The organism is Sphingomonas sp. G-3-2-10 (genome assembly GCF_012927115.1).
GTDB lineage: Bacteria > Pseudomonadota > Alphaproteobacteria > Sphingomonadales > Sphingomonadaceae > Sphingomonas.
Genome location: NZ_JABBFY010000001.1, coordinates 415,571 through 442,132 on the forward strand (window position 1 = coordinate 415,571; position 26,562 = coordinate 442,132).

Here is a 26,562-nt window from a genome sequence, read left to right on the forward strand (position 1 = left end):
GTCCATTCCCTTCTCACCGGCCAGTCTGTTCCGCCTGTGAGCACCCCCGACATCGCTGCACCCGATACGGCCCAGGACCATGTCCCGGGGCACGATCATTCGCAGGACGGCCTGATCAAGCTCGCCGTCGGCGCGATCGGCATCGTTTTCGGCGATATCGGCACCAGTCCGCTCTACGCGTTCCGCGAAACCTTCGCCGGTCACCATCCGCTCGCCCTCGACGAACTGCACATCATGGGCGTCATCAGCCTGATGTTCTGGTCGATGATGATCGTGGTGACGCTGAAATACGTCACCATCATCATGCGGGCCGACAACAAGGGCGAGGGCGGCTCGCTCGCGCTGCTGGCGCTGATCAATTCGAAGAGCGGCCAGAAGAAATGGACTGCGGGAATCGTGCTGCTCGGCGTATTCGCGACGGCGCTCTTCTATGGCGATTCGATGATCACCCCGGCCGTGTCGGTGCTCTCGGCGGTCGAGGGCCTCGCGATCGCCGCACCGGGCTTTGGCGGGCTGATCGTGCCGATTTCGGTTGCGATCATGGTTCTGCTCTTCTCGATCCAGAGCACGGGCACCGCGCGCGTGGGCGCATTCTTCGGGCCGATCATGCTGCTCTATTTCGCGTCGATCGCGGCGCTGGGCGTGATGAGCTTCATCCAGACGCCGGAGATATTGTGGGCGCTCGACCCGCGCCACGCGGTGATGTTCTTCGTCGACGATCCGCTGGCGGCCTTTCTCGCGCTCGGATCGGTCGTGCTGGCGGTGACCGGTGCGGAGGCGCTCTACGCCGATATGGGCCATTTCGGGCGCAAGCCGATCCGCGTGTCGTGGCTGTGGTTCGTCCTGCCGGCGCTGATGTGCAACTATATGGGGCAGGGCGCGCTGCTGATGCGCGACGTCTCGGCGATCAACAGCCCCTTCTACAATCTCGCCCCGCAGGCGCTGCAGCTGCCGATGGTGGCGCTGGCGACGATGGCCGCGATCATCGCGTCGCAGGCGGTCATTTCGGGCGCCTTCTCGGTCACGCAGCAGGCGATCCAGCTCGGTTTCATCCCGCGCCTGCGCATCGAGCATACCAGCGCCTCCACCGCCGGCCAGATCTACATCCCGCTCGTCAACTGGGCGTTGATGGTGATGGTGATCCTGCTGGTGCTCAGCTTCCAGACCTCGTCGAACCTCACCGCGGCCTATGGCATCGCGGTGACCGGGGCGATGCTGATCGACAATTGCCTGCTCGCAGTCGTGCTGCTGACGCTGTGGGGATGGCGCAAGCGCTATGCGATCCCGGTGCTGGCGCTCTTCTTCGCAGTCGATCTGGCCTATTTCGCGGCCAACCTGACCAAGGTGCCCGATGGCGGCTGGTTCCCGCTGCTGATCGGCTTCGTGATCTTCACGCTGCTGACCACTTGGGCGAAGGGCCGCAAGCTGATGATCGAGCGGCTGCGCGAGAGCGCGATGCCGATCAAGATATTCATCGAAAGCGCCGCCAATTCGGCCAGCCGGGTTCAGGGCACTGCGGTGTTCATGACCTCTACGCCCGACGGCGTGCCCCACGCGCTGCTCCACAACCTCAAGCACAACAAGGTGCTGCACGAGCGCGTGATCCTGCTCACCGTGAAGATCACCGATTCGCCTTTCGTGCCCGACGAGAACCGCATCCATCTCGACGATCTGGGCAAGGGCTTCCATCGCATGGTGCTGAAATACGGCTTCATGCAGGAAGCCGATGTGCCCGCCGCGCTCAAGATGGTCAGCCAGTGCGGCGCCGAGTTCAAGATGATGGACACCAGCTTCTTCCTAGCGCGGCAGACGCTGCTGCCGTCGTCGAAGCCGGGCATGGCGGTGTGGCGCGAAAAGCTGTTCGCCTGGATGCTGCGCAATGCCGAAAGCGCTATGGAGTTCTTCCGCCTGCCCACCAATCGCGTGGTCGAGCTGGGAAGCCAGGTCGAGATTTGACCCCGGATCAGGTCGGGGGCGATGGCGCCAAACCCGCACCCCTGATCGTGACCGCGCTGTTCGGCCGGCAGGATCAGGCGTGGTTCGACGCCCTGCGCCGCGAGCATTTCCCGCCGGATCGCAACTTTCTCGCTGCGCACCTGACGCTGTTTCACCATCTGCCGCCCTCGGTCGCGGAGGAGCTCAAGCACCGGCTGTCGCAGGAAACCCGCGGCATCCGCGCACCGCGGGCGCGCGTGACGGGGCTCATGTCGCTGGGGCGCGGCATCGCCTATCGAATCGAGGTTCCCGAGCTGGATGCGGTTCGCGAGCGGCTGACCGAGGCGTTCGCAGGCCTGCTGATGCCGCAGGATGCCGGCCGCTGGCGGCCGCACGTCACCGTCCAGAACAAGGTCAGTCCGTCGCTCGCGGCAGCGGTGATGAAGGCCTTGTCGCGCGATTTCGTGCCTCGCGAGGTCGAGATCGCGGGCCTGGCGAGCTGGCATTATCGCGGCGGCCCCTGGGAGTCGCATTCGCGTCATATGTTCGCTTGACCGGCTCGCAGACGGCCCCTATGTCGCCCCCTCGCTTCGGCGAGCCCCGGTAGGGCGGAGTAGCTCAGTTGGTTAGAGCACGGGAATCATAATCCTGGGGTCGGGGGTTCAAGTCCCTCCTCCGCTACCATTTCAGTCATTGAACAATAACGAAATTATGAGCCGCGTTCACGGCGGGGCATCCAGCCGCGCTGTCCCCAGGATCTACCGCTGCGAATCGACGCCTCCGCCGCGAACGGGCTTCGCACCATGACGGGGCTGGACTGAAAGCTTCCGGTCGGCAATCGACCCAATCACGGACATTCCTCGCACCTGAGAGAATGCGCGTTAGCGGACGTTCCTATGCGAGATATTCAACGAAGTTCGGTTGAACTCGTCGCGCTATACCTCGCATTTTCGGATAATCCGCTTTGAGATGGTGGTCGCCCGTCAGGTAGAAAACGCCCTCGGAGTATGCCGCGCTGATTGTCTCCAACATTGCGCCAATCGTCGAGAACTCCACCGTCTGTTCCGGCTCACCCAACAAAAAGCCGACTACCGCCCCGTGATCGTGCGAAGGTTCGTCGCAGATAACTGCGTAAAAATCACCGCCACCGCTTGCAAGGAAGGGAAGCCAACGCCTGTCCCATTGCTCGTCAGCGGAGATTGAGCGGTAGGTCTCTACCGCTTCATCTAACGACAGCATGTAATAGCCGGGGAAAAGAGTGATCTCCCCAATGGTGGCACTCGTGGGCGTATCGAAACCGCCAATCAGTCCATAGAGTGCCGACAAGTCTGCTGGGCAGTCCAAGCCCAGTGATGAGAGCGTCAGAAAGGCGGCTGAAGTGCCGGGGCGCGGTCGATCTGCGATCAGCCGGTTCATCGACGTAAGCGAGCTTAGAATGCTTCCCAAGCTTGTCCCGACTTCCACGTGCTATCCACCCTCGACACCAGAAGCTGTACGTCTGCAATATCGGATGGCCGTCACGCAAGCAGCCTGTCGCCTAACCACCCATTCCCGGTCTTTCCCGCGCCGATCGCGCCGCACTAAAAGCTGCCCGACCGGAAACGACCCAATTGCGGACCTTGCGCCGACGCTCGCGTCACCTAATCTGGACCGGATGCCAAACGCACCTCAGCAGACGGCTGTACTTCTCTGGACAGCTGAAAATGACCCAACCTTGGCCGCGCCAGGAGATGCTGAGCACCTGGTCGCAATGGGTCTCCATCAGCGCGTTGTCCGGGTATCTGCGCGCAGCGATGAGTGGACCGAGATCCGGTTCGGCGACGCAAGGTTTCGCGTGCAAGAGAAGTGTTTGCATCGCGTCAGCGGCGTCACCTTCGATGTCGGCGACGCCGTGGAAGTGCAAGGCAAGCAGAGCGTAGTCAGGGATATCATCTGGCACTTTCGGGACGCGGCCCCGAACTACTATCTAGAACGAGAAGGAAAGCGGCTGTCGAAGCGCTATCTGGCGCGCGATTTGAGCCGTGCGCAGAATGGCAGTTAACCACCCAATCCCGGTCATTCGGGCCGACTGGGCGAGACAGATCTATGCGGTAAGCTGCATGCGCCACAAAATTGGAGCACGTCGGCGGGATTGATTGTATCGCTCCTCCGCTACCATCACTCACACAGATCAAGGCACCCGCCGTGCGGACACGATCCGTACCGGCGGCGCCAGCATTTCGCCCTTGAAATGGCCGCCTTCCGCGACCGGCGATTCCTGGATCTTCCGCACCACGTCCATACCCTCCACGACGCGGCCGAAGGTCGCATAGCCGGCATTGTCGCCCGGCTTGGCCGGATCGGCGTCGAACGAGGGCTGGTCGCCCAGCATGATGGTGAAATCGCCGCGCGCTGTGCCCGGTGCGGTGCGCGCGATCGAGATGCTGCCGTTGAGATGCTTCAGGCCGGTCTGCGTCGTCGGTTCGTGGCGGATCGGGGGAAGGACGCGCTTGGCCGCATTCTGCACGCCGAACTGGATGAAGCCGAAATTCTCCGCGACGCGGACCGCGCGGTAGAACACCGTGCCGTCGAGCCGCTTCTGATCGACATAGCGCAGGAAATTGGCGGCGGTCACCGGCGCGTGCTCGCGATCGACTTCGATCACGATCCGGCCGGCGCTGGTCTCCAGCGCGACCCGGACGGGGGCGGGGGGCGCGGGCGTCGCGGTCTGCGCCGCGGCCGGGATCGCCATCAGGGTAAGGGCCAGCAGGGCAAGCAAACGCCGAATCATCCAATCCTCCACGCTTCAGGCGGGGGCAGGCTAACCTTGCCGCGCGGTGCTGTCATCGGGCGGCGCCGGAGGTACTTCGTAACGCTACCATAAGGAGTTTTCCGGGAACGAAATCCGCACCGCCGCCTTCTATACCGAAAGGAGAAGTAAACCAGGTCGCGTAAGGAGAGGCTTGATGAGGACGATGCACGACAATGTCGACGCGTTGAACGAATCCGAGGGCGAGCGCGCGCTGCCGCCCGGTGGCGGCCTGCTCATCGCGATCGCGGTTTCGATGGCATTCTGGGCCGTGCTGGCCTGGGCCGTCATCTAACGTTACGGCAGCGTAACTTTCTTCGCCTGAATAACCGAAATGGGTAACGGGGCGCTGTTCATCATGGCGTCGTCCGAGCATCCTCCCGAACGGGGAGAGAATATGCCGAAACCTGTTCCGGAATCACCGGAATCCTGGATAGAGGGAGAGTGTGAGCGCAGCTTGCCGCCTGGCGCGGCACTGCTGCTGGCGATCCTCGTCTCGGGCCTTTTCTGGAGCTGGGTCGCCTGGGTGGTGCTAACCTGAGCTTTGCTGCCTGACAGCTTTGATCGCCCGTCCCTCGATTGCCGTCCCCGCGCCACAACCCATGTTGCGTCCGAAGGCTCGCACCCCCTAGATGCGGGCCAACTGAACTTCGGACGGATTCGATGACCGCAACTCACTCCACGCGTATGCTCATTCTCGGCTCGGGCCCGGCCGGCCTTTCCGCGGCCATCTATGGCGCGCGCGCCGGTCTGGCCCCGATCGTCGTGCAGGGCATCCAGCCCGGCGGCCAGCTGACCACTACCACCGATGTCGAGAATTATCCGGGCTTCCGCGACGTAATCCAGGGGCCGTGGCTGATGGAGGAGATGCAGGCACAGGCCGAGCATGTCGGCGCGCAGATGATGTGGGACACGATCGTCGAGATCGATCTGACCCAGCGCCCGTTCCGCCTGATCGGCGACGGCGGCAACGTCTATGTCGGCGACGTGCTGGTGATCGCCACCGGCGCGCAGGCCAAGTGGCTGGGCATGGACAGCGAGGAACTGCTGAAGGGCAAGGGCGTCAGCGCCTGCGCGACCTGCGACGGCTTCTTCTATCGCGGCAAGAAGGTCGCGGTGATCGGCGGCGGCAACACCGCGGTGGAGGAAGCGTTGTACCTCACCAACCACAGCCATGACGTCACGCTGATCCACCGCCGCGACAGCTTCCGCGCCGAGAAGATCCTGCAGCAGCGCCTGTTCGCGAACGAGAAGATCAACGTGCTGTGGAACAAGGAAGTGTCGCGCTTCGTCGGCGGCGGCGAGCCGCACGGGCTGGTCGCGATCGAGCTGAAGGACACGGTGACCGGCGAGCTTTCGCAGATCGAGGTGGACGGGGGCTTCGTCGCGATCGGCCACCACCCGGCGACCGAGCTGTTCCGCGGGCATCTCGAGCTGGACGAGGACGGCTATCTGAAGGTCGAGACCGGCAGCACCCGCACCAGCGTCCCCGGCGTGTTCGCCTGTGGCGACGTGATGGACAAGGTGTATCGCCAGGCGGTGACGGCGGCCGGCACCGGCTGCATGGCCGCGCTGGACGCCGAACGCTTTCTTGCCGAAGCGGACTTCGAACAGGTCGCCCACGCGGCGGAGTAGGGGAATTTCCCTCTCCCTTCGGGAGAGGGAATCAGGCCAGCGTCTCGCGCACCCGCTCGAACAGCCAGTCCTTGTCCTCGACGCTGGCGAAGCTGTGGCTGTCGCTGACCAGTTCGACCAGCCGGACACGTTTGCGGGCAGCGCCAAACGCCGCGCTGTTCCACGCCTCCATGAAGGCGATTGCGGTGTTGTCGCGGGCCGCAATGAGGATCGTCGTCGCGCCGCCGTGCCTCCCGAGCGATGCCGCCAGGCGCGCGGCAAGGCCGGCCGGGATTTGAGATGAACTCTTGGAAGCTTTCAGCAAGCCTTTGATCAATTTCCCGATATTCACGCCACCTCGAATCAATCTCAGCCACTCCTTCGGATCGCGCAGCCGCTCGGCATAGCGCGCGCGGATCGCGGCGGCGGGGGGCAGGTCGTCGGTGGCCTCGATCACCCAGGGGTTGGCGAGAAGCAGCGTATCGACGCCGGCACCGGGTCCGAACAGCGCCAGCGCGGTCGCCGCGTCGCAATTGCCGAAGGCGACGATGCGGGTGAGATGGGAGGCCTCCGCGCGGAACGCGGCGACTGCGGCGGCGATATCCTCGGCGCTGGTCTCGAAGCCGCCATTCGCGCCCGTCGAATCGCCGATCCCGCGCCGGTCGTAACGAAACACCGGCGCGCCTAGCTCGCCTGCCACCCGCGCGGCGAGCAGCGCCATTCCGCGATGCGCGCCCATGCGGACTTCGTTGCCGCCTGAGACGATAAGCAGGCCGGCCGCGCCAGCGCCTTCGTCGATCGTACCGGCGAGCGTTTCGCCCGCGCAGGGAAATTCGATCAGCCTTCGCATTGGCGCACCCATGCGGCGATATCGTCCGCCAGAAGGACGGCGAGTTCCGAATCATTGTCAGGTTCGGCGCGGCGCCAGAGCGGCGCGGCTGAAATTTTCAGATCGGCCGGTTTCGGATCTGTCTCGAGCCGAACCGTACGGCGTGGCAGGCACTCATTCTTTTTCGGGTATAGCAATGCCGCGCTAAGTTCGGTCATCAGATCGGCGGGCACGAGATTGCCGGCAATCTCCACCGGTGGATCGGCTGCATCTTCTGGCAGGTCATTGTCGTAATACCAATATTCGGTGAGCTTCTTAGCCTCACGGCCAAGCTCTGCCCGCTTGATACGGGTCAGTTCGCGTTTTAATTCCGGACCCGATTGCGGCGCGAGATACCAGCGCCCGTAGAGAAGACCCAAGGTGTCCATCAGGACCCCGCTACGAAGGCTGACGCCGTAGCAATGTCGGCCTTGGCTGTCGAAGGTGTCGACCGCTGCTTCATAGGCCTCATGTAGCCGCATCAGCGTCATTTCGGAGGTCGGAACGATACTCTCGCCCGTCCCGGGCAGATCGGGCAGCGCGCTTGCGATTCCACGTTCGGCCAGCGCGCGCAGAATCGTCACCACGAACGCGCGCGTCCGGTTCGCTTCCTCGAACAGCGGCAGCGCCGCCACCACGACCGGGCCGGTATCGGGGCCGAAGCGAAGCATCGCTTCCCGCCCGCCGGACCAGTCGTAGTGCGAGATCATTTGAGCGCCTTGCTCGCGGCGAATTCGGTCAGAGCGCCGAAGGATTCCAGCATCTCGCCGTCCACTTCGTCATCCTCGATCAGAATGCCCAGGCGATCCTCCAGCTCGGTCAGCACGCCGGCGACGGCGAGCGAATCGAGTTCGGGCAGCGCCCCGAACAGCGGCGTCCCCGCGTTGAACGCGGCGGCGCGATCGGCGCTGATTCCCAGTACGTCGCGCAATACGGCGCGGACTGTGTTCTCGATTTCGGCGAACCCGTCGGGCTGCAATGGACTTCCCCTGCGGCAATTTTTTCGCTCCCGTAAGGGTTGGCGAAGCTACTGCCAAGTATAAGGGTTGCATCATGGTCCCGCTCGATCCTGTTCCGCACCCGATCGACACGCTGACAATGCGTGGCGCAGGCGACGCCATGGCACTGGAAGACAAGGCCGGGACGCTGAGTTTTGCCGAGCTGGAAGCTGCCGTCGGCGGCATGGCGCACTGGCTGGCGAGGCAGGGGCTGGCGCCTGGAGATCGCGTCGCGACCTGGCTGCCCAAGACCCGCACCGCGTGCCTGATGCCGCTCGCCGCGCCGCGTGCGGGGCTGGTGCATGTGCCGGTGAACCCGGTGCTCAAGCGTCAGCAGGTTGCGCATATCCTTGCCGATAGCGGCGCGCGGCTGCTGGTGACGCAGGCTTCGCGGATCGCGGCGCTGGAACCAGGCGACGTGCCTGTGGGATGCCGCGTCGTCACCGAGGACGAACTGACGAGCAGGGATGCCTTGCCGCCTTCCTCGGGGGATCCGGACGCGTTGGCTGCGATTCTCTATACGTCGGGGTCGACCGGGCGGCCCAAGGGGGTGATGCTCAGCCACGCCAATTTGTGGCTCGGAGCTGTAAGCGTGGCGCATTATCTTCAGATTTCGTCTGAAGATCGCGTGCTCGGCGTGCTGCCGCTCAGCTTCGACTATGGCCAGAACCAGCTGCTTTCGACCTGGTATGCCGGCGCGCGGGTGATCCCGCTCGATTATTTGACGGCGCGCGATGTGGTGAAGGCCGTGGAACGTTATGACGCTACCACGCTGGCGGGGGTGCCGCCTTTATGGGTGCAGGTGCTCGAAGCCGAATGGGGCGAGACCGCGAACCGGCTGAAGCGGCTGACCAATTCGGGCGGCGCGTTGACGACGCCGATGGTGCGGGGCCTGCGCGAGCGTTTCCCCAATGCGCGCCTCTATCCGATGTACGGGCTGACCGAAGCGTTTCGTTCGACTTATCTCGATCCGTCGTTGGTCGATGCCAATCCCGATTCGATGGGCAAGGCGATTCCGTTCGCCGAAATTATCATCGTGCGTCCCGATGGTAGCCGCGCCGATCCGGGTGAACCGGGCGAGCTAGTCCATGCAGGGGCGCTGGTCGCGCAAGGATACTGGCAGGATCCGGAGCGCACCGCGCAACGCTTTCGCCCCGCGCCGGACTTTGCCGAAAGCGGCGGCATGGCGGTGTGGTCCGGCGACACGGTGACCGAAGGTCCAGACGGGCTGCTCCGCTTCGTCGGGCGCGACGACGAGATGATAAAATCCGCCGGTAACCGCATTAGCCCCACGGAAGTCGAGGAAGCCGTGCTGTCTGGTGGAGAAGTGGCGGAAGCGGCGGCGTTCGGGGTGAAGGACGAGCGGCTGGGGCAGGCGATCGTTGTAGTTGCACGCGCGAAGGGTGATGCGGCGCTGGCCGAAGCGAGTTTGCGAGAACGGTTGCGGCGCGAATTGCCGAGCTTCATGCAGCCGTCGCGCTATGAGTGGCGCGAAGCATTGCCGCGCAACGCCAATGGCAAGCTGGACCGGGCGGCGTTGAAGGCGGGTCTGGAATCCCTGGCATGACTGCACCCCCAAACTCCGTTCGCCCTGAGCTTGTCGAAGGGCCGTTCTTCTTTTCGACCGGCGGAAAAGAGGAGAACTGTGCTTCGACAAGCTTAGCACGAACGGTATTTGGGTTGGAGCGCAGGGCAGGGAGCGAGAGGTCATGAACGGCGCCAAGGCGATCGGGCCGATCCCGGCGGAATTCGCGAGCGGTTTCCCCGCCGAACAATGGATCGCGCAGGCGGGCGGCACGCCGTTGTTCGTTTATGACTTCGCGGTCGTCGCGGCTCGGGTGGCGCAGCTGCGGGCTGCGCTGCCGGACAGCGTCGAGATTCATTATGCGATCAAGGCCAATCCGATGCCGGCGCTGCTCGCAGCGATCGCGCCGCTGGTCGATGGGCTTGATGTCGCGTCGGCGGGGGAACTGGAAAAGGCGCTTGGCCTCATGGCGTCACATGCGATCAGCTTCGCGGGCCCGGGCAAGCGCGATTTCGAGCTGGAAGCGGCGATCCGCGCGGGTGTGACGATCAACCTCGAATCCGAAGGCGAAGCCGAGCGCGCGCTGTTGATCGCTGACCGTCTCGGCATCCGTCCGCTGCTCGCGGTGCGGGTGAACCCCGATTTCGAGCTGCGTGGCTCGGGAATGCGCATGGGCGGCCGCGCGTCACCCTTCGGCGTCGATGCCGCGCGCGTGCCGGCCCTGGTGAAGCGCCTGATCGCGGCCGGGGCGGACTGGCAGGGCTTCCACATCTTCGCCGGATCGCAATCGCTCGATTCGGGCGCGATCAGCGAGAGCCAGTCGCTGACCCTCGCGTTGGCCGGGCGGCTGGCGGAGGAGATCGGTGCGTCGCCACCTTTGGTCAATCTGGGCGGCGGGTTCGGGATTCCCTATTTCTCTGGTGATACCCCGGTCGATGTCGAGGGGATCGGCCGCGCGCTGGCGTTCCAGATGGAGCGGCTTTCGCCGATGCTGGCACAGAGCCGCTTCGCGATCGAGCTTGGCCGCTGGCTGGTCGGCGAGGCGGGGGTCTACCTCGCCCGGGTGGTCGACCGGAAGGAAAGCGGCGGGGAGGCCTTCCTCGTCATCGATGGCGGCCTGAACCACCATCTCGCGGCCTCGGGCAATTTCGGCACGGTGGTGAAGCGCAATTATCCGGTCGCGGTGGCGACGAAGATCGGTGTGGAACCCGAAGAGATCGCGTCGGTCGTCGGTCCGCTCTGCACCCCGCTCGACCGGCTGGCAGATCGCGTCGCGCTTCCCAAAACCGAAGTGGGTGACGTCATCGCGATCTTCGCGTCCGGAGCCTATGGCCCGTCGGCGAGCCCCAGTGCGTTTCTGGGACATGCCCCGGCGCGAGAAATGCTGGTGGGAACCGCCAACCCCTAACGCTATCTTTACCTCTCCGGCTCCATAGCTTCCCCGATCCAGTACGGGTGCGGCCGAGACGTCGGTTGCCAATGCCCGTGCTCGGAAGGGAGCTCGAGCATGTGTTTCGTTGGTAAGAGCAAGTTCGTCGCGGCGCCGGTTCTGGCCGCATTCCTCCTGTCGGGCTGTGTCGGCGGCGGTGGCCGCCCCGAGCTTCCCTCGGCTGCGATCGCCGGGGGCCGCGAGGCGCCGAGCGAGGAATATGTGATCGGGCCGATGGATTCGCTCCAGGTGTTTGTCTGGCGCAATCCCGATCTGTCGGCGAAGGTGCAGGTGCGCCCCGACGGCCGCATCACCACGCCGCTGATCAGCGACATGCCCGCGGTGGGCAAGACCCCGGCGATGCTTGCGGACGATATCCGCTACGCGCTCAGCGAATATATCAAGGATCCGATCGTCTCGGTGATCGTCGAGAATGCGGCGGGCGTGCCCAGCCAGCAGATCCGGATCGTCGGCGCGACCGAAAAGCCGGCGCTGGTGCCGTATCGCGCCAGCATGACCCTGCTCGACGCGATGATCTCGGTCGGCGGGCTTTCAGAATTCGCATCGGGGAATCGCTCGCGGTTGATCCGCTACGATCCGCGCACGCGGCGTCAGGTCGAATATCGCGTCCGGCTCGGCGATCTTCTCAAAAATGGTGACATCTCGGCCAATGTGAAGCTCGAGCCGGGCGACGTCATCATCATCCCGGAAAGCATGTTCTGAGGACCTGATGGGCAGCATCTTCGACGAGATTCGCGCCGCGATCCATGCGGTCTGGATGCGCCGGTGGATCGCACTGGCGGTCGCCTGGGGGCTGTGCCTCGCGGGCTGGCTGGTCGTGTCGCAGATGCCGAACAAGTTTGAGAGCCATGCGCGCATCTTCGTGCAGCTCCGCCAGATTCTGCCGACCGACAATGCAGTGACGCAGGCCGGGCAGCAGAAGGATATCGACAGCGTACGCCAGACGATCACCTCGGCGTCGAACCTCGAAAAGGTCGTGCGCGGCACCGATCTGGCCAAGACCGTGGCGACCGACCGCGACATCGCGGACCGGATCGCTGCGCTTCAGGGCATGATCAAGATCACCGCCCAGCAGGACAATCTGTTCGAGATCACCGTGACCGCGGGCAGCGGACGGCTGGCCAAGCAGATCGCACAGAAGCTGATCGACCTGTTCATCGAGGACAATCTGGCCGGTTCTCGCGACGAGACCAGCTCTTCGCTGCGCTTCCTCGATCAGCAGATCGAATCGCGTCAGAAGGCGTTGCAGGATGCCGAAGCCAAGCGTGCGGACTTCCAGGCGCGCTATCTCGGCTCGCTGCCGGGCACCGGTTCGCTCAGCGAGCGGATGAGCCAGGCGCGGTCGCAGCTGGCGCAGGTCGATTCGGATCTGGCGGCGGCGCAGAGCGCGCTCAATACGATCAATGCCCAGATGTCGGGCACGGCGGCCAGCGTTCCGGGCGCAGGCGGCGGCGCCTCGGCCGGACCGGCGCGCGCGCGCCTCAACGCCATCATGGGCCAGATCGCCGAAGCCCGCGGACGCGGCTGGACCGACAATCATCCCGACATGATCGCCCTGCGCGGTCAGCTTTCCGCGGCGCAGGCCGCTGCCCGCAACGAGCCGCTGGTCGGCGGGGGCGGTGGCGGCGCGTCGAGCAATCCGCTCTATGTCAGCCTTCAGGCGATGCGCGCGGACAAGCTCACGCAGGTGGCGTCGCTCACCCAGCGCAAATCGGCGCTGGAAGGCGATCTCGCCAAGCTGAATGCAGCGATGAACGACAATCCGGCGGCAGCGGCGGAGCAGTCGCAGATCGACCGCAACTATCAGGTGCTCAAGGACCAGTATGACAAGCTGCTCGCCGATCGCGAGCAGGTGCGGCTGCGCAGCTCGGTGCAGAACGATACCGACGCGGTGAAGTTCAGCGTGATCGATCCGCCGACCCAGCCGCGCGCGCCGACCGCGCCGAACCGGACGCTGTTGCTGACCGGTGTGCTGATCGCGGGTCTGGGCGCGGGCGTCGCCGCGGCCTTTGCGCTGGGCAAGCTGACCACGACCTATTCGACCGCCAGCCGTCTCGAACGCGCCAGCGGGATGCCGGTGATCGGATCGATCGGCGAAGTGGTTACCGCCGCGCAGATCGCGATGCGCCGGAAAAAGCTGATGCTGTTTGCCGGAGGCGTCGCTGCGCTCGGCGCGGCCTGGGTCGGGCTGCTCGGTGTCGAGATGATCCAGCGTGGAATGGGGGCCTAGGCCAGTGAACGATCATAGCCCCCGCCGCTACAAGGGTTCGCTGCTCGAACGGGCAGCGGAGCAATATGCGTTTGGCGCGCCGCCGGCGGTGCCGCCGGTGATGCCGTCAGCGCCCGTTGCTCCGCCGCAGCCGCCCGCGCCGCCGGTTCAGGCCTATTATCCGCCCGAGCCGCCGGTTGCCGCGCCCGTTCAGGTCGCCGCGCCGCAGCCTGCCTATCTCGAGGATCCGGTTCTCGAGGAACCCGCGCCTGCCATCCGCCGCGGCTTCGCCGCCGAAGGACCGGTCGAACCAGTCCGGCCGAGTGGACGCCGCGTGGCGCCGGTCGATCGCACCTTGCTGTCGCAGGGCGGCATGCTCGTGCCCGGTGGTCCGATCACCGCGCTGGCGGAGGAATTCCGTCAGGTGAAGCGTCAGCTGCTGCTGACCGCGCGTGCCGTGGCCGGGGCCGATGCGCAGCGTGCCCGGATGATCCTCGTCTGCTCGGCACAGCCGAACGAGGGCAAGACCTTCTGCGCGATCAACCTCGCGCTATCGATGTCGGCGGAAAAGGATGTCGAGATCCTGCTGGTCGATGCCGATTTCGCCAAGCCCGATGTGCTGGGCCGCCTCGGCGTGCCCGAAGGCCCTGGTCTGCTCGACGTGCTGTCGGGCGCGGTCGGCAATGTCGAGGATTGCATCATCGACACCGATATCCCGCAGCTCTCGCTGCTGCCCGCCGGCACGCGGACGCATGGCGACACCGAACTGCTTGCCAGCGAGCGGGCCCGTGCGGTGATCGACGGGCTGACCACCGCCAATCCGCGCCGCATCGTGATCTTCGATTCGCCGCCCGCGCTCGCCGCGTCGCCCGCCGCCGTGCTGGCGCTGCATGCGGGGCAGGTGATGCTGGTGGTGCGCGCCGACAAGACCACCGAGTCCGACCTGCGCGAAGCGACTGCGATGCTCGACGGCTGCGAGCATATCCAGCTCGTTCTCAATTCGGTTTCGTTCCAGCCCGGCGGCCGCCGGTTCGGCACTTACTATGAGGAGGCGGGGAAGTGACCCGGCTTGGACTGTTCACCACCGCCGCGATCGCGGCCGCCACGCTGGCGACGCCGGCATGGGCGCAGGAACGCCAGCAGCGGCGCGCCAGCATCCAGCCCTATATCGAGGTCGGTCAGGTCGTGACTTCCGATCTCGATGGCGGCGACGTGCTGACCTATTCCACCGTTTCGGGGGGCATCGACGCGTCGATCCAGTCGCGCCGGGTGCAGGTGCAGGCCAGCTACCGCTACGAGCATCGCTTCTCCTACGACAAGAAGGTGGGCGACGATTCGATCCATAGCGGCCTCGCCACCGCGCGGGTCGTGGTCGCGCAGGGGCTGACGCTGGAAGCCGGCGGCATCGCCACCCGTGCCCGCAGCGACATTCGCGGCGACGCATCGATCAATCCGGTCGGCAATGTCCGCAACACCAGCCAGGTCTATTCGGGCTATGCCGGTCCCTCGCTGTCGACTCATGTCGGGCCGATGTTCGTCAACGGCGCCTATCGCTTCGGCTATACCAAGGTGGAATCGCCGGTGGGCGGCACCGGTATCGCGCCCGGCCAGCAGCCGCTCGACGTCTATGACAGCTCGACCGTGCATGTCGCGACCGCCAGCGTCGGCGTGAAATCGGGCACGGTGCTGCCGATCGGCCTGACCGCCAGTGGTTCCTATACCCGCGAAAATGCCGGCCAGCTCGATCAGCGCTACGAAGGCAAGTTCGGACGCGGCGATGCCGTGCTGCCGATCGGTCGTGGCCTCGCGATCGCAGGCGGCGTCGGCTATGAAAAGATCGAGATCAGCCAGCGCGATCCGCTGCTTACCGCGGGACCGAACCCGGTGCCGGTGGTGGACGGGGCAGGGCGGCAGGTGACCGACCCCAACTCGCCGCGCCGCATCGCTTATGATTTCGACGGCATCTTCTGGGATGCGGGCGTCATCTGGCGCCCCAGCCGCCGCACCTTCCTCGAAGCGCGCGTCGGCAAGCGTTATGGCTCGTGGAGCTATACCGGGTCGTTCAGCTACCAGATCGGGCCGAGCAGCGGCATCCAGATCGGCGTCTATGATTCGATCGAGAGTTTTGGCCGGCAGATCAACGGCGGTGTCGCTTCGCTGCCGAACGGCTTCCTGACCAACAACGATCCGCTGGGCAACCAGAACAGCAGCTGCGTGTTCGGCACGGCGGGCAATGCGGCAGGCAGCTGCATGAACGGCATCCTCGCTTCGACCACCACGGGCAATTACCGCGCGCGTGGCGTGACCGGCGTGCTCGTGCTGGGCCGTGGCGGGACGCAGTTCGGTATCGGTGGCGGCTATTCGCGCCGCACCTTCATCGCGCCGAGCACCGGCTTCGGCAACGGCGTCAACATCAACGGCGTTACCGACGAGACCTTCTATGGTCAGATCTTCGCATCGCAGTCGGTCGGCCGCAACGCGTCGCTCGGCGGCAATGCCTATGTCAGCTATTATGACAGCGGGCTGGCCGGTGCGGATGGCGTGATGGGCTGGGGCGCGAATGCGGTCTATACCCAGCGCTTCGGTCCGATCGGCGCGACTTTGGCAGCCGGCGTTTCCGGTTTCGAAGGACAAAACAACGAGAATGCAGCTTCGGCGCAGGCGCTCGTTGGTCTGCGGTACGGGTTCTAAGGGGTCGGGACAGGGATATGTACGACGACCATTATGGATTGAGCGGCCGGCCGTTCCAGCTGACGCCCGATCCGCGCTTCTGGTTCGATACCGCCACGCACCGCAAGGCGATGGCCTATCTCGGCTATGGCTTGAGCCAGGGCGAGGGCTTTGTCGTGATCACCGGCGATCCAGGTGCTGGCAAGACCACGCTGATGGGCCATCTGCTCGGCACGATCGATCGCGAGCGGATGAACGTGATCAAGATCGTCACGACGCAGCTCGCGCCGAACGATCTGCTGCGCCTCGTCGCGGCGGGGCTTCAGATCGATGCGGTGGACCTGCCGAAATCGGCGATGCTCTCGGCGATCGAGCGCGGGCTGCATACCGTCGCGCGCAACGGCCAGCGCACGCTGCTGATCGTCGACGAAGCGCAGTCGCTGCCGCTGGAGACGCTGGAGGAGCTGCGTATGCTCTCCAATTTCCAGGCGGGCGGCTATCCGCTGCTCCAGATCTTCCTGCTCGGCCAACCCGAGTTCCGCGTCACGCTGCAGGACCCGCGGCTCGAGCAGCTGCGCCAGCGCGTGATCGCGATGCACCATCTCGATTCGATGGAGGCCGACGAAGTCGAGCCCTATCTGATCCACCGCCTGTCGTGCGTCGGCTGGCGGGGCAAGCCGCGCTTCACCAACGATGCGGTGGCCGCGATGTACCGCTGGTCGGGCGGCAGCCCGCGCCGGCTGAACCAGCTTGCCGGCCGCGTCCTGCTGTTCGGCGCGATCGAGCAGATCGAGACCTTTGGCTCGGAAGACCTCGCCACGGTGATCGCTGATCTCGATAACGATACCCCGCAATCGGCGTATCAGCCGGCCATGTCTGCGCCCGCGCCGGTCGCCGAGGCGCCGTACGAGCTTCACGAAGTCGCTCCCACGCCGATGCCGATCACCCCACCCGCACCGGTGATGGGCGAACCGCGCCCGATCCGGCCCGAGACGGTTCCCGCCGACGATTCGATGAAGCGCATCGCCGAGCTGGAAGCCCATGTGAAGGAACAGGACGAGGCGCTGCGCCGCGTGCTGACCCTGCTGGTCGATTGGGTCGAGAACAGCGACAACAAGGTTGCCCGTCCGGATCTGTCCGCGCTTCGCGGCAACGCGGCGTAAGCGCCCTCATGGTGGTCAACGCCCTCTCGGTCGATGTCGAAGACTGGTTCCAGGTCGGCGCCTTTGAAAAGGTGATCGACCGGCGGGACTGGGATTCGCTCGAACACCGGGTGGAAGCCAATACCGACAAAGTGCTGGCGCTGTTCGACGCGGGCAACGTCAAGGCGACCTTCTTCACGCTCGGTTGGGTGGCGGAGCGCTATCCCGCACTGATGCGCCGCATCGTCGAGAACGGGCATGAGATCGCCAGCCACGGCTGGGATCATCAGCGCGTCTTCACGATGGGTCCGGAGCAGTTCCGCGCCGATCTGGCCCGCGCCCGCGCCGCGATCGAGGACGCCAGCGGCGCCAAGGTGACCGGCTATCGCGCGCCCAGCTTCTCGATCGACACCCGAACGCCCTGGGCGCATCAGGTGCTGGCCGAGGAAGGCTATCTTTATTCCTCCAGCGTAGCCCCGATCCGGCACGACCATTATGGCTGGGCCGATGCCCCGCGCGGCGCATATCGCCCGGTGAGCGACGCCGGTCTGATCGAAGTGCCGATCACCATCGCGCGCGTCGCGGGCAAGGAAGTGACGACCGGCGGCGGTTTCTTCCGCCTGCTGCCCGGATCGATCACCAGCACTGCCGTCAGCGCCGCTAACCGCGAGGCGCGTCCGGCGATCTTCTACTTCCACCCGTGGGAAATCGATCCCGCCCAGCCGCGCGTCGCCAATGCGCCGCTCCGTTCGAAGCTGCGCCATTATGCCCGGCTCGGTGCGATGTCGGGCAAGCTGGAGACGCTGATCGCGGGGCATGAATGGGGCCGGATGGATCATATCGTTGCACGCGAAGCGGAGCGGCTCCAGTGAATGCTCCCATGTTCGTGCGCCCGCTGGGCCTTCATGTCGCCGATCTGAGCGATCCCATCGAGCGTGCGCGCATCGGTGCCTATGTCCACGATCATAAGGACGGCACGCCGTTCCACCTGCCCGCATGGAGCGTGGCGGTGGAAAAGGGGTGCGGGCAGAAGAGCCACTACCTCGTCGCCGAGAAGGGCAATGGCGAGATCACCGGCGTGATGCCGTTGACCGAATGCAGCTCGCCCCTGTTCGGCAAGGCGCTGGTTTCCGCCGGCTTCGGCGTCGGTGGCGGTATCCTGGCGGATAGCGCTCACGCCGCGTCGGTGCTTGCCGAGCGCGCCTGGGCGCTGGCCGGCGAACTGAACTGCCCGACGATGGAAGTTCGCGGCGGGCCGCTGCCCGGTCCGGACTGGCATGTCGATACGGGGCGTTATCTGGGCTTCGTCCGCCCGCTGGCGGCCGACGACGAAGCCGAACTGCTCGCCATCCCGCGCAAGCAGCGCGCCGAGGTGCGCAAGTCGCTTTCCTTCGATCTCGATGTGAGCACGGGCTGTCACGTGGAGGACGCGGACGTCCATTATGCGGTCTATGCCGAGATGGTCCGCAATCTGGGTACGCCCGTATTCCCGAAGAAACTTTTCTCCGAGGTGCTGCGGGAGTTTGGCAAATCCGCCGACATCCTTATCGTGCGGCATCGCGGAGTTGCAGTGTCGAGCGTACTTAGCCTCTACTGGAAAGGCACGGTCTATCCCTATTGGGGAGGAGGCACCGCCGCCGCGCGCGCGCTGCGCGCCAACGACCGGATGTATTTCGAGCTGATGCGCCATGCCCGCACGCGGGGCTGCACCCGCTTCGACTTCGGCCGTTCCAAGACCGGCACGGGACCTGCGGCATACAAGAAGACCTGGGGCTTCGAGCCGCAGCCGTTGACCTATTACGAGCGCACCGCCGACGGCGAGAAGCCGCGCGACGCCAGCCCGCTCAACCCGAAATACCGGTTGCAGATCGCGGTGTGGAAGAAGCTGCCGCTCTGGGCCGCCAATACCGTTGGCCCCTTCATCGCGAAGGGCCTTGGCTGATGGGCGATATCCTGTTCCTCGCGCATCGCATCCCGTACCCACCCGACCGGGGGGACAAGATCCGCGGCTTCCACATCCTGAAATATCTCTCGACGAAGAAGCGCGTCCACCTGATCGCCTTCGCCGACGATCCCAAGGATCTGAAGCGCAAGGGCGGCCTTGCCCGCTATACCGGCAATCGTTCGATCATCTGGCGCGCCAAGTCGCAGACGATGGCCGCGATCCAGGCGTTGCTGTCGCATCGTCCGGTGTCGTTGACGGCGTTCGACAATCAGCAGCTTCGCGCCTCGGTCGAGAATATCCTTCAGCGGCACGCGATCGACACGATCTACGTCTTCTCCAGCCAGATGGCGCAATATGTGCCGGCGCGGCTGCGGCAGAAGGTGATCATGGACTTCGTCGACATGGATTCGGCGAAGTTCGCGGCCTATTCGCAGACCAGCAAGGGTCCGATGGGCTGGATGCTCGGCCGCGAGGCGCGCCTGTTGCTGGCGCACGAAAAGGCGACGGCGAAGCATGCCGACGCCAATATCTTCGTCAGCGAAGCCGAAGCCGAACTCTTCCGCGAACGCACCGGTGCCGAGCGGGTGATGGTGATCGAGAACGGCATCGATACCGAACAATATGACCCCTCGGCCAGCTTCAAGCGGATCGACACGATGGGCCGCCCGATCGTGTTCACCGGGCAGATGGACTATCGTCCGAACATCGAAGGCGTGACCTGGTTCGTCGAGACGATCCTGCCGCATATCCGTGTCGATCATCCCGATGCCCGTTTCGTGATCGTCGGTCGCAACCCGACCGAAGCGGTCAAGGCGCTGGCCAAGCATCCCGGCGTCACCGTAACCGGCGAAGTCGCCGATGTGCGCGGCTGGCTGGCGGCGGCGGCGGTAGTCGTGGCGCCGCTGAAGCTGGCGCGCGGTATCCAGAACAAGGTGCTGGAAGGCATGGCGATGGCGCGGCCGGTGGTGGCTTCGGCTGCCGCTGCGCAGGGCATCGAGCATGGCGACACGATCCGCGTCGGATCGACCGTGGGGGAGATCGCCACGGCGGTCAGCCAGTTGCTGTCCGATCCGAAAAAGGCCGCCGAACTCGGCGCCGCCGCGCGCCGTCAGGTGCAGGAACGCTATAGCTGGGAGGCGCGGCTTTCTGGTCTCGACGCGATCCTCGGCATCAAGCCGAGCGGACGGAGGACCGCGGCGTGACCGCGATCGCCGCATCGCGCGCGCCTTCGGGCGTTTCGTTCGATGCGCGGTGGCAGCGTCATGCGGTGATGCTCGCGGGTGTCTGGGCCGCGCTGATCCTGTTGTTCCGCCACGATGCGCGGGATCTGGCCGAGATCTACTGGACCAACACCACCTACGGGCATTGCCTGTTCATCGCGCCGGTTGTCGGCTGGCTGGTGTGGCAGCGCCGAAACGAGCTGTCGCAGGTCACGCCGCAGGGCTGGTGGCCGGGTCTCGCGCTGGTCGCAGCAGGTGGGTTCGGCTGGCTGCTGGGCGATGCCGCGGGCGTTGCTCTGTTCCGCCATGCCGGTCTCGTACTGATGATGCAGGGCGCGGTGGTGACCGTGCTCGGGCCCAATGTCAGCCGGGCGCTGTTGTTCCCGCTGGCCTATATGGCGTTCCTCGTGCCGTTCGGTGATTTCTTCGAGGGGCCGCTTCAGGACCTGACGGTCGCGATGATGATGCCGCTGCTGCATCTGTTCGGCGTGCCGGCGACGGTGGACGGCGTCCTCATCACCACGCCCAATGGCTATTTCGAAGTGGCCGAGGCGTGTTCGGGCGCGAAGTTCCTGATCGCGATGATCGCTTATGGCGTGCTGGTCGCGAACGTCTGCTACGTGTCGTGGCGTCGGCGGATTGCGTTTCTGGCGATGGCGCTCGTCGTACCGGTGATCGCCAATGGCTTCCGTGCGTTCGGCACCGTCTATGCCGCCTGGTGGACCTCGGTCGAGGCCGCGACGGGATACGACCATATCGTCTATGGCTGGGTGTTCTTCGGGCTGGTGATGGCGATCGTGCTGGCGATCGGCTGGAAATGGTTCGACCGCGATCCCGACGCGCGCTGGTTCGATCCCGCGACGCTTCAGGCCCCGCCCACGAAGCGCGTCGGTGTGCCGGTTGCATCGCTGTTGGTGCTGACCGCCGCCGCGCTGTTTCTCGGCTGGTCGAGCGCGATCGCCGCCAGCGCAACGCCGTCGCCCGCCAATGTCGATCTGCCCAATGTGGTGGGCTGGGAACGCGCACCGCTGAGCGGTTCGGCGCCGTGGTCGCCCAATTATCCCGGCGCGGACCACATGCTGATGGGCCGCTATGTCGACCGGCAGGGCAGGGCAGTCGATCTCGCCGTCGCGGTCTTCGATCATCAGGAAGATGGCAAGGAACTGGTGGGTTTCGGCATCGGCGCGATCCGGCAGAACGACCGCTGGGTGCGCATCGAGGATCTGGCCGATCTCGAAGGCGGCACGGCTCTTCGCATGACCGGCCCCGGACGGGTGGAGCGCGAGGTCGTCACATGGTACCGCGTCGGCAACATCGTGACCGGGAGCCCCAACCGCGTGAAGCTCGAGACCCTTTTCGTCAAACTCTTCGGCGGACCGCAGCGCGGCGTCGCGGTGCTGATCTCTGCCGAGCGTGGCGCGGGCCATGACTCGCGCGATGCGATCGGCGACTTCCTGCGCGCGGCGGGGCCTGTCGACGCGCTTGCGGACCGCATGTCCGGCACGCGCTGATGTGCGGGATCGCGGGGCTCTATTACCCCAATATTGCCAAGCCGGTTGACCCCGCCCGCGTCGCGCAGATGAGCGACGCGCAGGCGCATCGCGGGCCGGACGGGTCGGGCGTGTGGACCGCGCCTGGCGTGGGCCTTGGCCATCGCCGCCTGTCGATCATCGATCTTGGCGGGGGGGCGCAGCCGATGCTGACGCCGGACCAGCAGATCGCAGTCACGTACAATGGCGAGATCTACAATTTTCAGGAGGTCCGCGCCGAGCTGGAGCGGCTGGGCGCGCAGTTCCTGACGCATAGCGACACCGAAGTGCTGCTTCACGGCTGGCGCGCCTGGGGCCCCGATATGCTGGCGCGGCTCAACGGCATGTTCGCCTTCGCGCTGTACGATGCAAAGTCGAAGAGCCTGTTCCTCGCTCGCGACCGGTTCGGCGTGAAGCCGCTTCACTATGCCCAGCTTTCGGACGGGGCGGTGGCGTTCGCTTCGGAGCTGAAGGGCATCCTCGCGCATCCCTCGTTCCGCCGCGTGCCCGATTTCCGCGCGGTCGAGGACTATCTCGGCCTCGGCTATGTGCCCGACGATGCCTCGATCGTCGCGGGGGTGAAGAAGCTCCCCGCCGGGCATTTCATGCTGATCGAGCGCGGCAAGCCCGTGCCGCAGCCGGTGCAGTGGTGGGATATCGATTTCTCGCAGCGCGCGACGGGAAAGCCCAAGGATTTGCAGGCCGAACTGGTCGAGCATCTCCGCGCGGCTGTCACGTCGCGGATGATCTCCGACGTGCCGCTCGGCGCTTTCCTTTCGGGCGGCGTCGACAGTTCGGCGGTGGTCGCGATGATGGCCGAGGCGAGCCGCAGCGCGGTGAAGACCTGCACCATCGGGTTCGACGTCGCCGATCATGACGAGACCTCGCACGCGCAGCTGATCGCCGACCGCTTCGCCACCGAACATCGCGCGCGCAAGGTCGCGGCGGACGATTTCGCGCTGATCGATACGCTGGTCGATGCGTTCGACGAACCCTTTGCCGATGCCTCCGCACTGCCGACCTATCGAGTGTGCGAGCTGGCACGCGAGAATGTCACCGTGGCGCTCTCCGGTGACGGCGCGGACGAAGCGTTCGCGGGCTATCGCCGGTACAAATTCTTTGCCGCCGAGGAGCGGATGCGCGGGCTGTTGCCGGGCGGATTACGTTCGGGCGTGTTCGGCACGCTTGGCAAATACTTTCCGAAAGCCGATTGGGCGCCGCGTCCGTTCCGCGCCAAGACGACCCTGCTCGCGCTGGCCGAGGGGGGCGAATATGCCTATCCCAAGGCCGTGGGCGTCACCGGCCCCGAACTCCGCCACCGGCTCTACACCCGCAAGGCGCTCAAGGCGCTGGCCGGGCACAATGCCGAGCAGCGCTATACCGATACGATGCGGCTGGCGCCCGCCCGCGACGGGCTGGACCGCGCGCAATATGCCGACATCAAACATTATCTGCCCGGCGACATCCTGACCAAGGTGGACCGCACCAGCATGGCGGTGAGCCTGGAGGCGCGCGAGCCGTTGCTCGATTACCGGCTGGTCGAGTTCGCCGCGACGCTGCCGCCGTCGATGCGAATCCGCTCGGGGCAGGGCAAGTGGCTGATGAAGAAGGCGCTGGAGCCTTGGCTGCCGCGCGACATTCTCTACCGGCCCAAAATGGGCTTCGTGACGCCGATCAGCGCCTGGTTCCGTACCGCACTGGCCGACGAAGCGGCGGCGCTCGCAAGGTCGAAGGTGCTCGCCGATACCGGCTGGTTCGACGCCGCGACGATCCAGGCGCTGGCCGCCGACCACCGGTCCGGCCGCGCGGAGCATGGCCGGACCCTGTGGCAGCTGCTGATGCTCGAACGCAGCCTGACTCGGTTGTTCGGCTGAATCTCTTTAAATCGCGCCGGTCAGGATCATCGCCCGCACGGCCTGAGCCACCAGCGCGATCAGCACCAGCGTCGACAATGCGAACAGAATGAAGCGGAAATAGACGCGGTTGATCGTCGCCTGGATGAGGCTGTGCACGATCCGCAGCCCGACATAGGCCCAGGCCAGCCAGACATTCGATCCGCCCCCTGCCTGCAACAGCGCGAGTACCGCGCAGATGGCGTAGAACAGGGTCGGCTGTTCGACGAGATGAATGTAGTTATGCGCGGGCCATTGCGCCTTGTCCGGCACCACCCCGTCCAGCGCGCCCGGTTTCCCGCCGACGACCTTCTTCACGTCGATTCCGACCGCTTTCATCGCAGGCATCCGCACCGCGACCAGCCAGACGAGCATGATCAGCGTCCACGCGATCAGCGCAACGACGGGCACGAGAATAGGTGAATGCATGATGTTTCCTCCCCCTGAAGTTGCGGGAGGCTGCAGCAATCAGTTCGCTAGCGCAACGGGTCTCGCGCCGGAGCGGAATTCAGCCGAACCGGCTGGCGGTCCAGCGCGCGAACAGTTCGGGCCAGGGACGGCCCGAAGCGCCCGGGGGCAGATGCGCGCCACCAAAGCCATGCCCGCCCTTTTCCAGGATATGCGCCTCGACCGGCACCTGGGCGGCGAGGCAGGCTTCGAGCGTGTCGAGGCTATGGCGCACGGGCACGGTACGGTCGTCGATCGCATGGAGCAGAAAGACCGGGGGCGTCGAAGCGTCGATTCCGCGCACCGGGGAATAGCGCGCCATCAGCGTGGCGTCGCTGGTTCCGCCCAGGAGGCGCGTGCTCGACAGGCTGTTGAGGCCGGGATCGGCGAGGGTGACGACCGGATAGACGAGACCTGCAAAAGCCGGCCGCGCCGGCAGGGCATCGGCGGCATCTACAGGCGCGTAAACCCGATCGCCATGCCGGGTCATGAGGGTGGCGCCGAGGTGACCGCCCGCCGAGAAGCCGAGCAGCCCCAGCTTCGCCGGATCGATGCCGAACCGGGCCGCGCCTGCGCGGATCAGCCGCATCGCGCGCTGGGCATCCGCCAGCGGCACATCGGCGCGATTGGCCCAGCCATCGCCCGGCAGGCGATAGGCCAGAACGAACACGGTGATGCCGTGCGGGGTCAGTTCGCCCGCGACGTCGATCCCCTCGTTGCTGACCGACACGAAGCCATATCCGCCGCCCGGAATCACCAGCACAGCGCGCCCGTCCGGCGTCTTGGGACGAAAGACGCCGACGATGGGCCGATCGATTCCGCGCAGCCACAGTTCTGCACCCTGATAGCCGTTGCGTTCGCGCACCGGCTTAGGAAGCGGCGAAGGTGCGCCCGGCGGCGTATCGGGCCAGAGCGCGAAATGTTCGGCAGGCGGCCACAGAATATCGGGCAGCGCCGCAGCCTGCTGCGCATCAGCTGCGGAGGCTAGGGTCAGCCCGGCGGCGGCGCCCAGCACGGTTCGTCTGTCGATCATCATTCCGCTCCTTCAGCCCTGCTTTCTGACGATCCGGCGCCGTGAAATCCACTCGCAAAGAAAAAGGGCGGCCGCAGCTTGCGCCACGACCGCCCCTGATTGGCTTGCGCCGAAAGGATCAGGCGAACAGCTTCGCCCAGCCGCGCTTGGCGCGATTCTTCCAGTGGCCGCGGTGATAGGCGTCGCTGGCCAGCAGCGGCATCACCGAACCGGCTTCGGCGAAGACCATCTGTTCGATGCCGGTGTTCACCTTGCCCCACGATGCCGCTTCCTGCAGCGTCGAGGACGAGCAGGCGCCGTCGCGCACGTCGGCGACGGTGATCTGCACGGCGTACTTGTGCACCTCGACATCCTCGTGGCCGAGGATTTCGGCGCAGACGACGGTGTCCTGAATGAAGTTCTTCGGCACGCCGCCGCCGATCATCAGCAGGCCGGTGGTGCCGGCCTTGATCTTGATTTCGGTGAGCTCGCGGAAGTCGGCGATGGCGTCGAGCACCATATAGGGCTGACCGGCCTTGGCGCGATCGACCTGATGCTTGACGAGGCCGAAGCCCGCCGAGCTGTCGACGAATGCCGGGCAGAAGATCGGCACGTCATGCTCGTAAGCGAGCTTGACGAGGCTGTTGTCCTTCTTGCCGTGTTCGACGAGATACTTGCCCATCTCGCGGATGAAGGCGCGCGACGAATAGGGCTTGGCTTCCAGCGTCTCGGCGATCTCGAAGATCGTATGATCGACGTTCTGGAGCGCTTCCTCGTCGATGTACGTGTCGTAGATGCGGTCGATATAGAGCGAGCGCAGCGTGTCGTCGTCGGGGATTTCGAGCGCCTGATAATGCTTGTGGCCAAGGCCCTCGAAGAAATCCATGTCGACGATGGTCGCGCCGGTGGCGACGACGAGATCGACCATGTTGTTGCGGATCAGCTCGGCATAGAGGTCCATGCAGCCGCCGGCCGAAGTCGAACCCGCGATCACGAGACAGACGGTGCAATCCTTGTCCGCCAGCATCTCGTTATAGATCTTGGTCGCGCGGCCGAGGTCGCGGCTGGTGAAGCTCATGTCCGCCATCGCGTCCACGATCGGACGTGCGTCGAACGACGTGATGTCGATATGCTTGACCTGCTTCGACAGCAGCTCCGCCTTGCGGGTGTCGTTGATCGGCGCGTTCGCAGTCGCCTGCTTGTTGAGGGTCGTCTCGGTCATGGGTTGCTCCCATCTTCTTCATGCCGCCGTCATTAGGGGACGCGGAAACCCGTAGGGAGGCGGATGCCGGGGCACCCGCCTTCCCAATTTCGCTAG

25 protein-coding genes and 1 tRNA gene are annotated in these 26,562 nt (G+C 65.4%); 18 read left to right on the plus strand and 8 right to left on the minus strand.

Translation table 11 applies throughout. From position 1 onward, the window contains the following. Positions 1-36: 36 nt before the first annotated feature. From HHL13_RS02095 to HHL13_RS02105, 3 genes are all read left to right on the plus strand, one after another. A complete protein-coding gene (locus HHL13_RS02095) occupies positions 37-1,956 on the plus strand; it encodes a potassium transporter Kup (protein WP_169554120.1) in 1,920 nt (639 codons plus the stop codon). Then, positions 1,953-2,489 (plus strand): 2'-5' RNA ligase family protein, encoded by a 537-nt coding sequence (locus tag HHL13_RS02100; protein WP_169554121.1) that lies wholly within the window; start codon positions 1,953-1,955, stop codon positions 2,487-2,489. The genes HHL13_RS02095 and HHL13_RS02100 overlap by 4 nt, the downstream gene beginning before the upstream one ends. 53 nt (positions 2,490-2,542) lie before the next feature. After that, a tRNA-Met gene (locus tag HHL13_RS02105) sits at positions 2,543-2,619 on the plus strand. Between the two features lie 210 nt (positions 2,620-2,829). Here HHL13_RS02105 and HHL13_RS02110 read toward each other — a convergent pair. After that, positions 2,830-3,351: an SMI1/KNR4 family protein gene (locus tag HHL13_RS02110; protein WP_169554122.1), complete on the minus strand. Its 522-nt coding sequence runs from the start codon at positions 3,349-3,351 to the stop codon at positions 2,830-2,832. 238 nt (positions 3,352-3,589) lie between these two features. On the opposite strand from HHL13_RS02110, the gene HHL13_RS02115 reads away from it, so the two are divergent. Beyond that, positions 3,590-3,976 (plus strand): hypothetical protein, encoded by a 387-nt coding sequence (locus tag HHL13_RS02115; protein ID WP_169554123.1) that lies wholly within the window; start codon positions 3,590-3,592, stop codon positions 3,974-3,976. Between the two features lie 129 nt (positions 3,977-4,105). Here HHL13_RS02115 and HHL13_RS02120 read toward each other — a convergent pair whose 3' ends face one another. Beyond that, positions 4,106-4,705, minus strand: coding sequence for a peptidylprolyl isomerase (locus HHL13_RS02120; protein WP_169554124.1), 600 nt, complete (start codon positions 4,703-4,705; stop codon positions 4,106-4,108). A 175-nt stretch (positions 4,706-4,880) separates the two neighbouring features. Here HHL13_RS02120 and HHL13_RS02125 point away from each other — a divergent pair, with 175 nt between their 5' ends. Beyond that, on the plus strand, positions 4,881-5,018 hold the full coding sequence (locus HHL13_RS02125; protein WP_169554125.1) for a hypothetical protein: 138 nt from the start codon (positions 4,881-4,883) through the stop codon (positions 5,016-5,018). Between the two features lie 368 nt (positions 5,019-5,386). Next, positions 5,387-6,358 carry a thioredoxin-disulfide reductase gene (gene trxB / locus HHL13_RS02130; RefSeq protein ID WP_169554126.1) on the plus strand — a complete coding sequence of 324 codons (972 nt, stop codon included), beginning with the start codon at positions 5,387-5,389 and terminating at the stop codon, positions 6,356-6,358. 31 nt (positions 6,359-6,389) lie between these two features. On the opposite strand, the gene HHL13_RS02135 is transcribed toward trxB, so the two are convergent. Genes HHL13_RS02135 through HHL13_RS02145 form a run of 3 tightly spaced genes read right to left on the minus strand, consistent with a single transcriptional unit; the run spans position 6,390 to position 8,184 of the window. Beyond that, positions 6,390-7,187 (minus strand): hydrolase 1, exosortase A system-associated, encoded by a 798-nt coding sequence (locus HHL13_RS02135; RefSeq protein ID WP_169554127.1) that lies wholly within the window; start codon positions 7,185-7,187, stop codon positions 6,390-6,392. Beyond that, positions 7,175-7,915, minus strand: coding sequence for a hypothetical protein (locus tag HHL13_RS02140; RefSeq protein WP_169554128.1), 741 nt, complete (start codon positions 7,913-7,915; stop codon positions 7,175-7,177). Before HHL13_RS02140 ends, HHL13_RS02135 begins: the two co-directional genes overlap by 13 nt. After that, positions 7,912-8,184 carry an acyl carrier protein gene (locus HHL13_RS02145; protein ID WP_169554129.1) on the minus strand — a complete coding sequence of 91 codons (273 nt, stop codon included), beginning with the start codon at positions 8,182-8,184 and terminating at the stop codon, positions 7,912-7,914. Before HHL13_RS02145 ends, HHL13_RS02140 begins: the two co-directional genes overlap by 4 nt. A 74-nt stretch (positions 8,185-8,258) precedes the next feature. Between HHL13_RS02145 and HHL13_RS02150 the strand changes: the two genes are divergently transcribed. From HHL13_RS02150 to HHL13_RS02205, 12 genes are all read left to right on the plus strand, one after another. Beyond that, positions 8,259-9,770 carry an acyl-CoA ligase (AMP-forming), exosortase A system-associated gene (locus HHL13_RS02150; RefSeq protein WP_169554130.1) on the plus strand — a complete coding sequence of 504 codons (1,512 nt, stop codon included), beginning with the start codon at positions 8,259-8,261 and terminating at the stop codon, positions 9,768-9,770. A gap of 142 nt (positions 9,771-9,912) precedes the next feature. After that, on the plus strand, positions 9,913-11,136 hold the full coding sequence (locus HHL13_RS02155; protein ID WP_169554131.1) for a pyridoxal-dependent decarboxylase, exosortase A system-associated: 1,224 nt from the start codon (positions 9,913-9,915) through the stop codon (positions 11,134-11,136). A 99-nt stretch (positions 11,137-11,235) separates the two neighbouring features. Next, the gene (locus HHL13_RS02160; RefSeq protein ID WP_169554132.1) at positions 11,236-11,880 is read left to right on the plus strand and encodes an XrtA/PEP-CTERM system exopolysaccharide export protein; all 645 of its coding nucleotides are present in this window, start codon (positions 11,236-11,238) and stop codon (positions 11,878-11,880) included. A 7-nt stretch (positions 11,881-11,887) separates the two neighbouring features. Further along, positions 11,888-13,408: an XrtA system polysaccharide chain length determinant gene (locus tag HHL13_RS02165; RefSeq protein ID WP_169554133.1), complete on the plus strand. Its 1,521-nt coding sequence runs from the start codon at positions 11,888-11,890 to the stop codon at positions 13,406-13,408. Between the two features lie 4 nt (positions 13,409-13,412). Beyond that, positions 13,413-14,450, plus strand: coding sequence for an AAA family ATPase (locus HHL13_RS02170; protein WP_346775459.1), 1,038 nt, complete (start codon positions 13,413-13,415; stop codon positions 14,448-14,450). Next, positions 14,447-16,078, plus strand: a complete 1,632-nt coding sequence (locus HHL13_RS02175) for a hypothetical protein (RefSeq protein ID WP_169554134.1) — start codon at positions 14,447-14,449, stop codon at positions 16,076-16,078. Before HHL13_RS02170 ends, HHL13_RS02175 begins: the two co-directional genes overlap by 4 nt. Before the next feature lie 17 nt (positions 16,079-16,095). Continuing rightward, complete coding sequence (locus tag HHL13_RS02180; RefSeq protein ID WP_169554135.1) at positions 16,096-17,220, plus strand: AAA family ATPase; 1,125 nt, start codon at positions 16,096-16,098, stop codon at positions 17,218-17,220. A gap of 8 nt (positions 17,221-17,228) precedes the next feature. Then, on the plus strand, positions 17,229-18,071 hold the full coding sequence (locus HHL13_RS02185) for an XrtA system polysaccharide deacetylase (RefSeq protein WP_169554136.1): 843 nt from the start codon (positions 17,229-17,231) through the stop codon (positions 18,069-18,071). 8 nt (positions 18,072-18,079) lie between these two features. Then, positions 18,080-19,141, plus strand: coding sequence for a FemAB family XrtA/PEP-CTERM system-associated protein (locus tag HHL13_RS02190; RefSeq protein ID WP_169556721.1), 1,062 nt, complete (start codon positions 18,080-18,082; stop codon positions 19,139-19,141). Continuing rightward, on the plus strand, positions 19,141-20,346 hold the full coding sequence (locus HHL13_RS02195; protein WP_169554137.1) for a TIGR03087 family PEP-CTERM/XrtA system glycosyltransferase: 1,206 nt from the start codon (positions 19,141-19,143) through the stop codon (positions 20,344-20,346). The genes HHL13_RS02190 and HHL13_RS02195 overlap by 1 nt, the downstream gene beginning before the upstream one ends. Further along, positions 20,343-21,875, plus strand: coding sequence for an exosortase A (gene xrtA / locus HHL13_RS02200; RefSeq protein ID WP_346775460.1), 1,533 nt, complete (start codon positions 20,343-20,345; stop codon positions 21,873-21,875). Before HHL13_RS02195 ends, xrtA begins: the two co-directional genes overlap by 4 nt. Beyond that, positions 21,875-23,767: an XrtA/PEP-CTERM system amidotransferase gene (locus tag HHL13_RS02205; RefSeq protein ID WP_169554138.1), complete on the plus strand. Its 1,893-nt coding sequence runs from the start codon at positions 21,875-21,877 to the stop codon at positions 23,765-23,767. The genes xrtA and HHL13_RS02205 overlap by 1 nt, the downstream gene beginning before the upstream one ends. A gap of 6 nt (positions 23,768-23,773) precedes the next feature. On the opposite strand, the gene HHL13_RS02210 is transcribed toward HHL13_RS02205, so the two are convergent. The 3 genes from HHL13_RS02210 to HHL13_RS02220 form a co-directional block, all read right to left on the minus strand. Next, positions 23,774-24,214, minus strand: coding sequence for an MAPEG family protein (locus HHL13_RS02210; protein ID WP_169554139.1), 441 nt, complete (start codon positions 24,212-24,214; stop codon positions 23,774-23,776). Positions 24,215-24,293: 79 nt separating this feature from the next. Next, complete coding sequence (locus HHL13_RS02215; RefSeq protein WP_169554140.1) at positions 24,294-25,265, minus strand: alpha/beta hydrolase; 972 nt, start codon at positions 25,263-25,265, stop codon at positions 24,294-24,296. A 118-nt stretch (positions 25,266-25,383) separates the two neighbouring features. Beyond that, positions 25,384-26,466 (minus strand): deoxyhypusine synthase, encoded by a 1,083-nt coding sequence (locus HHL13_RS02220; RefSeq protein ID WP_169554141.1) that lies wholly within the window; start codon positions 26,464-26,466, stop codon positions 25,384-25,386. Positions 26,467-26,562 lie beyond the last annotated feature (96 nt).

What these genes read in the sequence shown, in the direction of transcription:
- HHL13_RS02160 (WP_169554132.1), top strand. Translation starts at nt 11,236, where the DNA reads ATGTGTTTCGTTGGTAAGAGCAAGTTCGTCGCGGCGCCGGTTCTGGCC.
- HHL13_RS02120 (WP_169554124.1), bottom strand. Translation starts at nt 4,705, where the DNA reads ATGATTCGGCGTTTGCTTGCCCTGCTGGCCCTTACCCTGATGGCGATC.
- HHL13_RS02155 (WP_169554131.1), top strand. Translation starts at nt 9,913, where the DNA reads ATGAACGGCGCCAAGGCGATCGGGCCGATCCCGGCGGAATTCGCGAGC.
- HHL13_RS02125 (WP_169554125.1), top strand. Translation starts at nt 4,881, where the DNA reads ATGAGGACGATGCACGACAATGTCGACGCGTTGAACGAATCCGAGGGC.
- HHL13_RS02150 (WP_169554130.1), top strand. Translation starts at nt 8,259, where the DNA reads ATGGTCCCGCTCGATCCTGTTCCGCACCCGATCGACACGCTGACAATG.
- HHL13_RS02220 (WP_169554141.1), bottom strand. Translation starts at nt 26,466, where the DNA reads ATGACCGAGACGACCCTCAACAAGCAGGCGACTGCGAACGCGCCGATC.
- HHL13_RS02185 (WP_169554136.1), top strand. Translation starts at nt 17,229, where the DNA reads ATGGTGGTCAACGCCCTCTCGGTCGATGTCGAAGACTGGTTCCAGGTC.
- HHL13_RS02195 (WP_169554137.1), top strand. Translation starts at nt 19,141, where the DNA reads ATGGGCGATATCCTGTTCCTCGCGCATCGCATCCCGTACCCACCCGAC.
- HHL13_RS02135 (WP_169554127.1), bottom strand. Translation starts at nt 7,187, where the DNA reads ATGCGAAGGCTGATCGAATTTCCCTGCGCGGGCGAAACGCTCGCCGGT.
- HHL13_RS02205 (WP_169554138.1), top strand. Translation starts at nt 21,875, where the DNA reads ATGTGCGGGATCGCGGGGCTCTATTACCCCAATATTGCCAAGCCGGTT.
- HHL13_RS02110 (WP_169554122.1), bottom strand. Translation starts at nt 3,351, where the DNA reads ATGAACCGGCTGATCGCAGATCGACCGCGCCCCGGCACTTCAGCCGCC.
- HHL13_RS02210 (WP_169554139.1), bottom strand. Translation starts at nt 24,214, where the DNA reads ATGCATTCACCTATTCTCGTGCCCGTCGTTGCGCTGATCGCGTGGACG.
- HHL13_RS02115 (WP_169554123.1), top strand. Translation starts at nt 3,590, where the DNA reads ATGCCAAACGCACCTCAGCAGACGGCTGTACTTCTCTGGACAGCTGAA.
- HHL13_RS02165 (WP_169554133.1), top strand. Translation starts at nt 11,888, where the DNA reads ATGGGCAGCATCTTCGACGAGATTCGCGCCGCGATCCATGCGGTCTGG.
- HHL13_RS02180 (WP_169554135.1), top strand. Translation starts at nt 16,096, where the DNA reads ATGTACGACGACCATTATGGATTGAGCGGCCGGCCGTTCCAGCTGACG.
- HHL13_RS02140 (WP_169554128.1), bottom strand. Translation starts at nt 7,915, where the DNA reads ATGATCTCGCACTACGACTGGTCCGGCGGGCGGGAAGCGATGCTTCGC.
- HHL13_RS02215 (WP_169554140.1), bottom strand. Translation starts at nt 25,265, where the DNA reads ATGATCGACAGACGAACCGTGCTGGGCGCCGCCGCCGGGCTGACCCTA.
- HHL13_RS02190 (WP_169556721.1), top strand. Translation starts at nt 18,080, where the DNA reads ATGTTCGTGCGCCCGCTGGGCCTTCATGTCGCCGATCTGAGCGATCCC.
- trxB (WP_169554126.1), top strand. Translation starts at nt 5,387, where the DNA reads ATGACCGCAACTCACTCCACGCGTATGCTCATTCTCGGCTCGGGCCCG.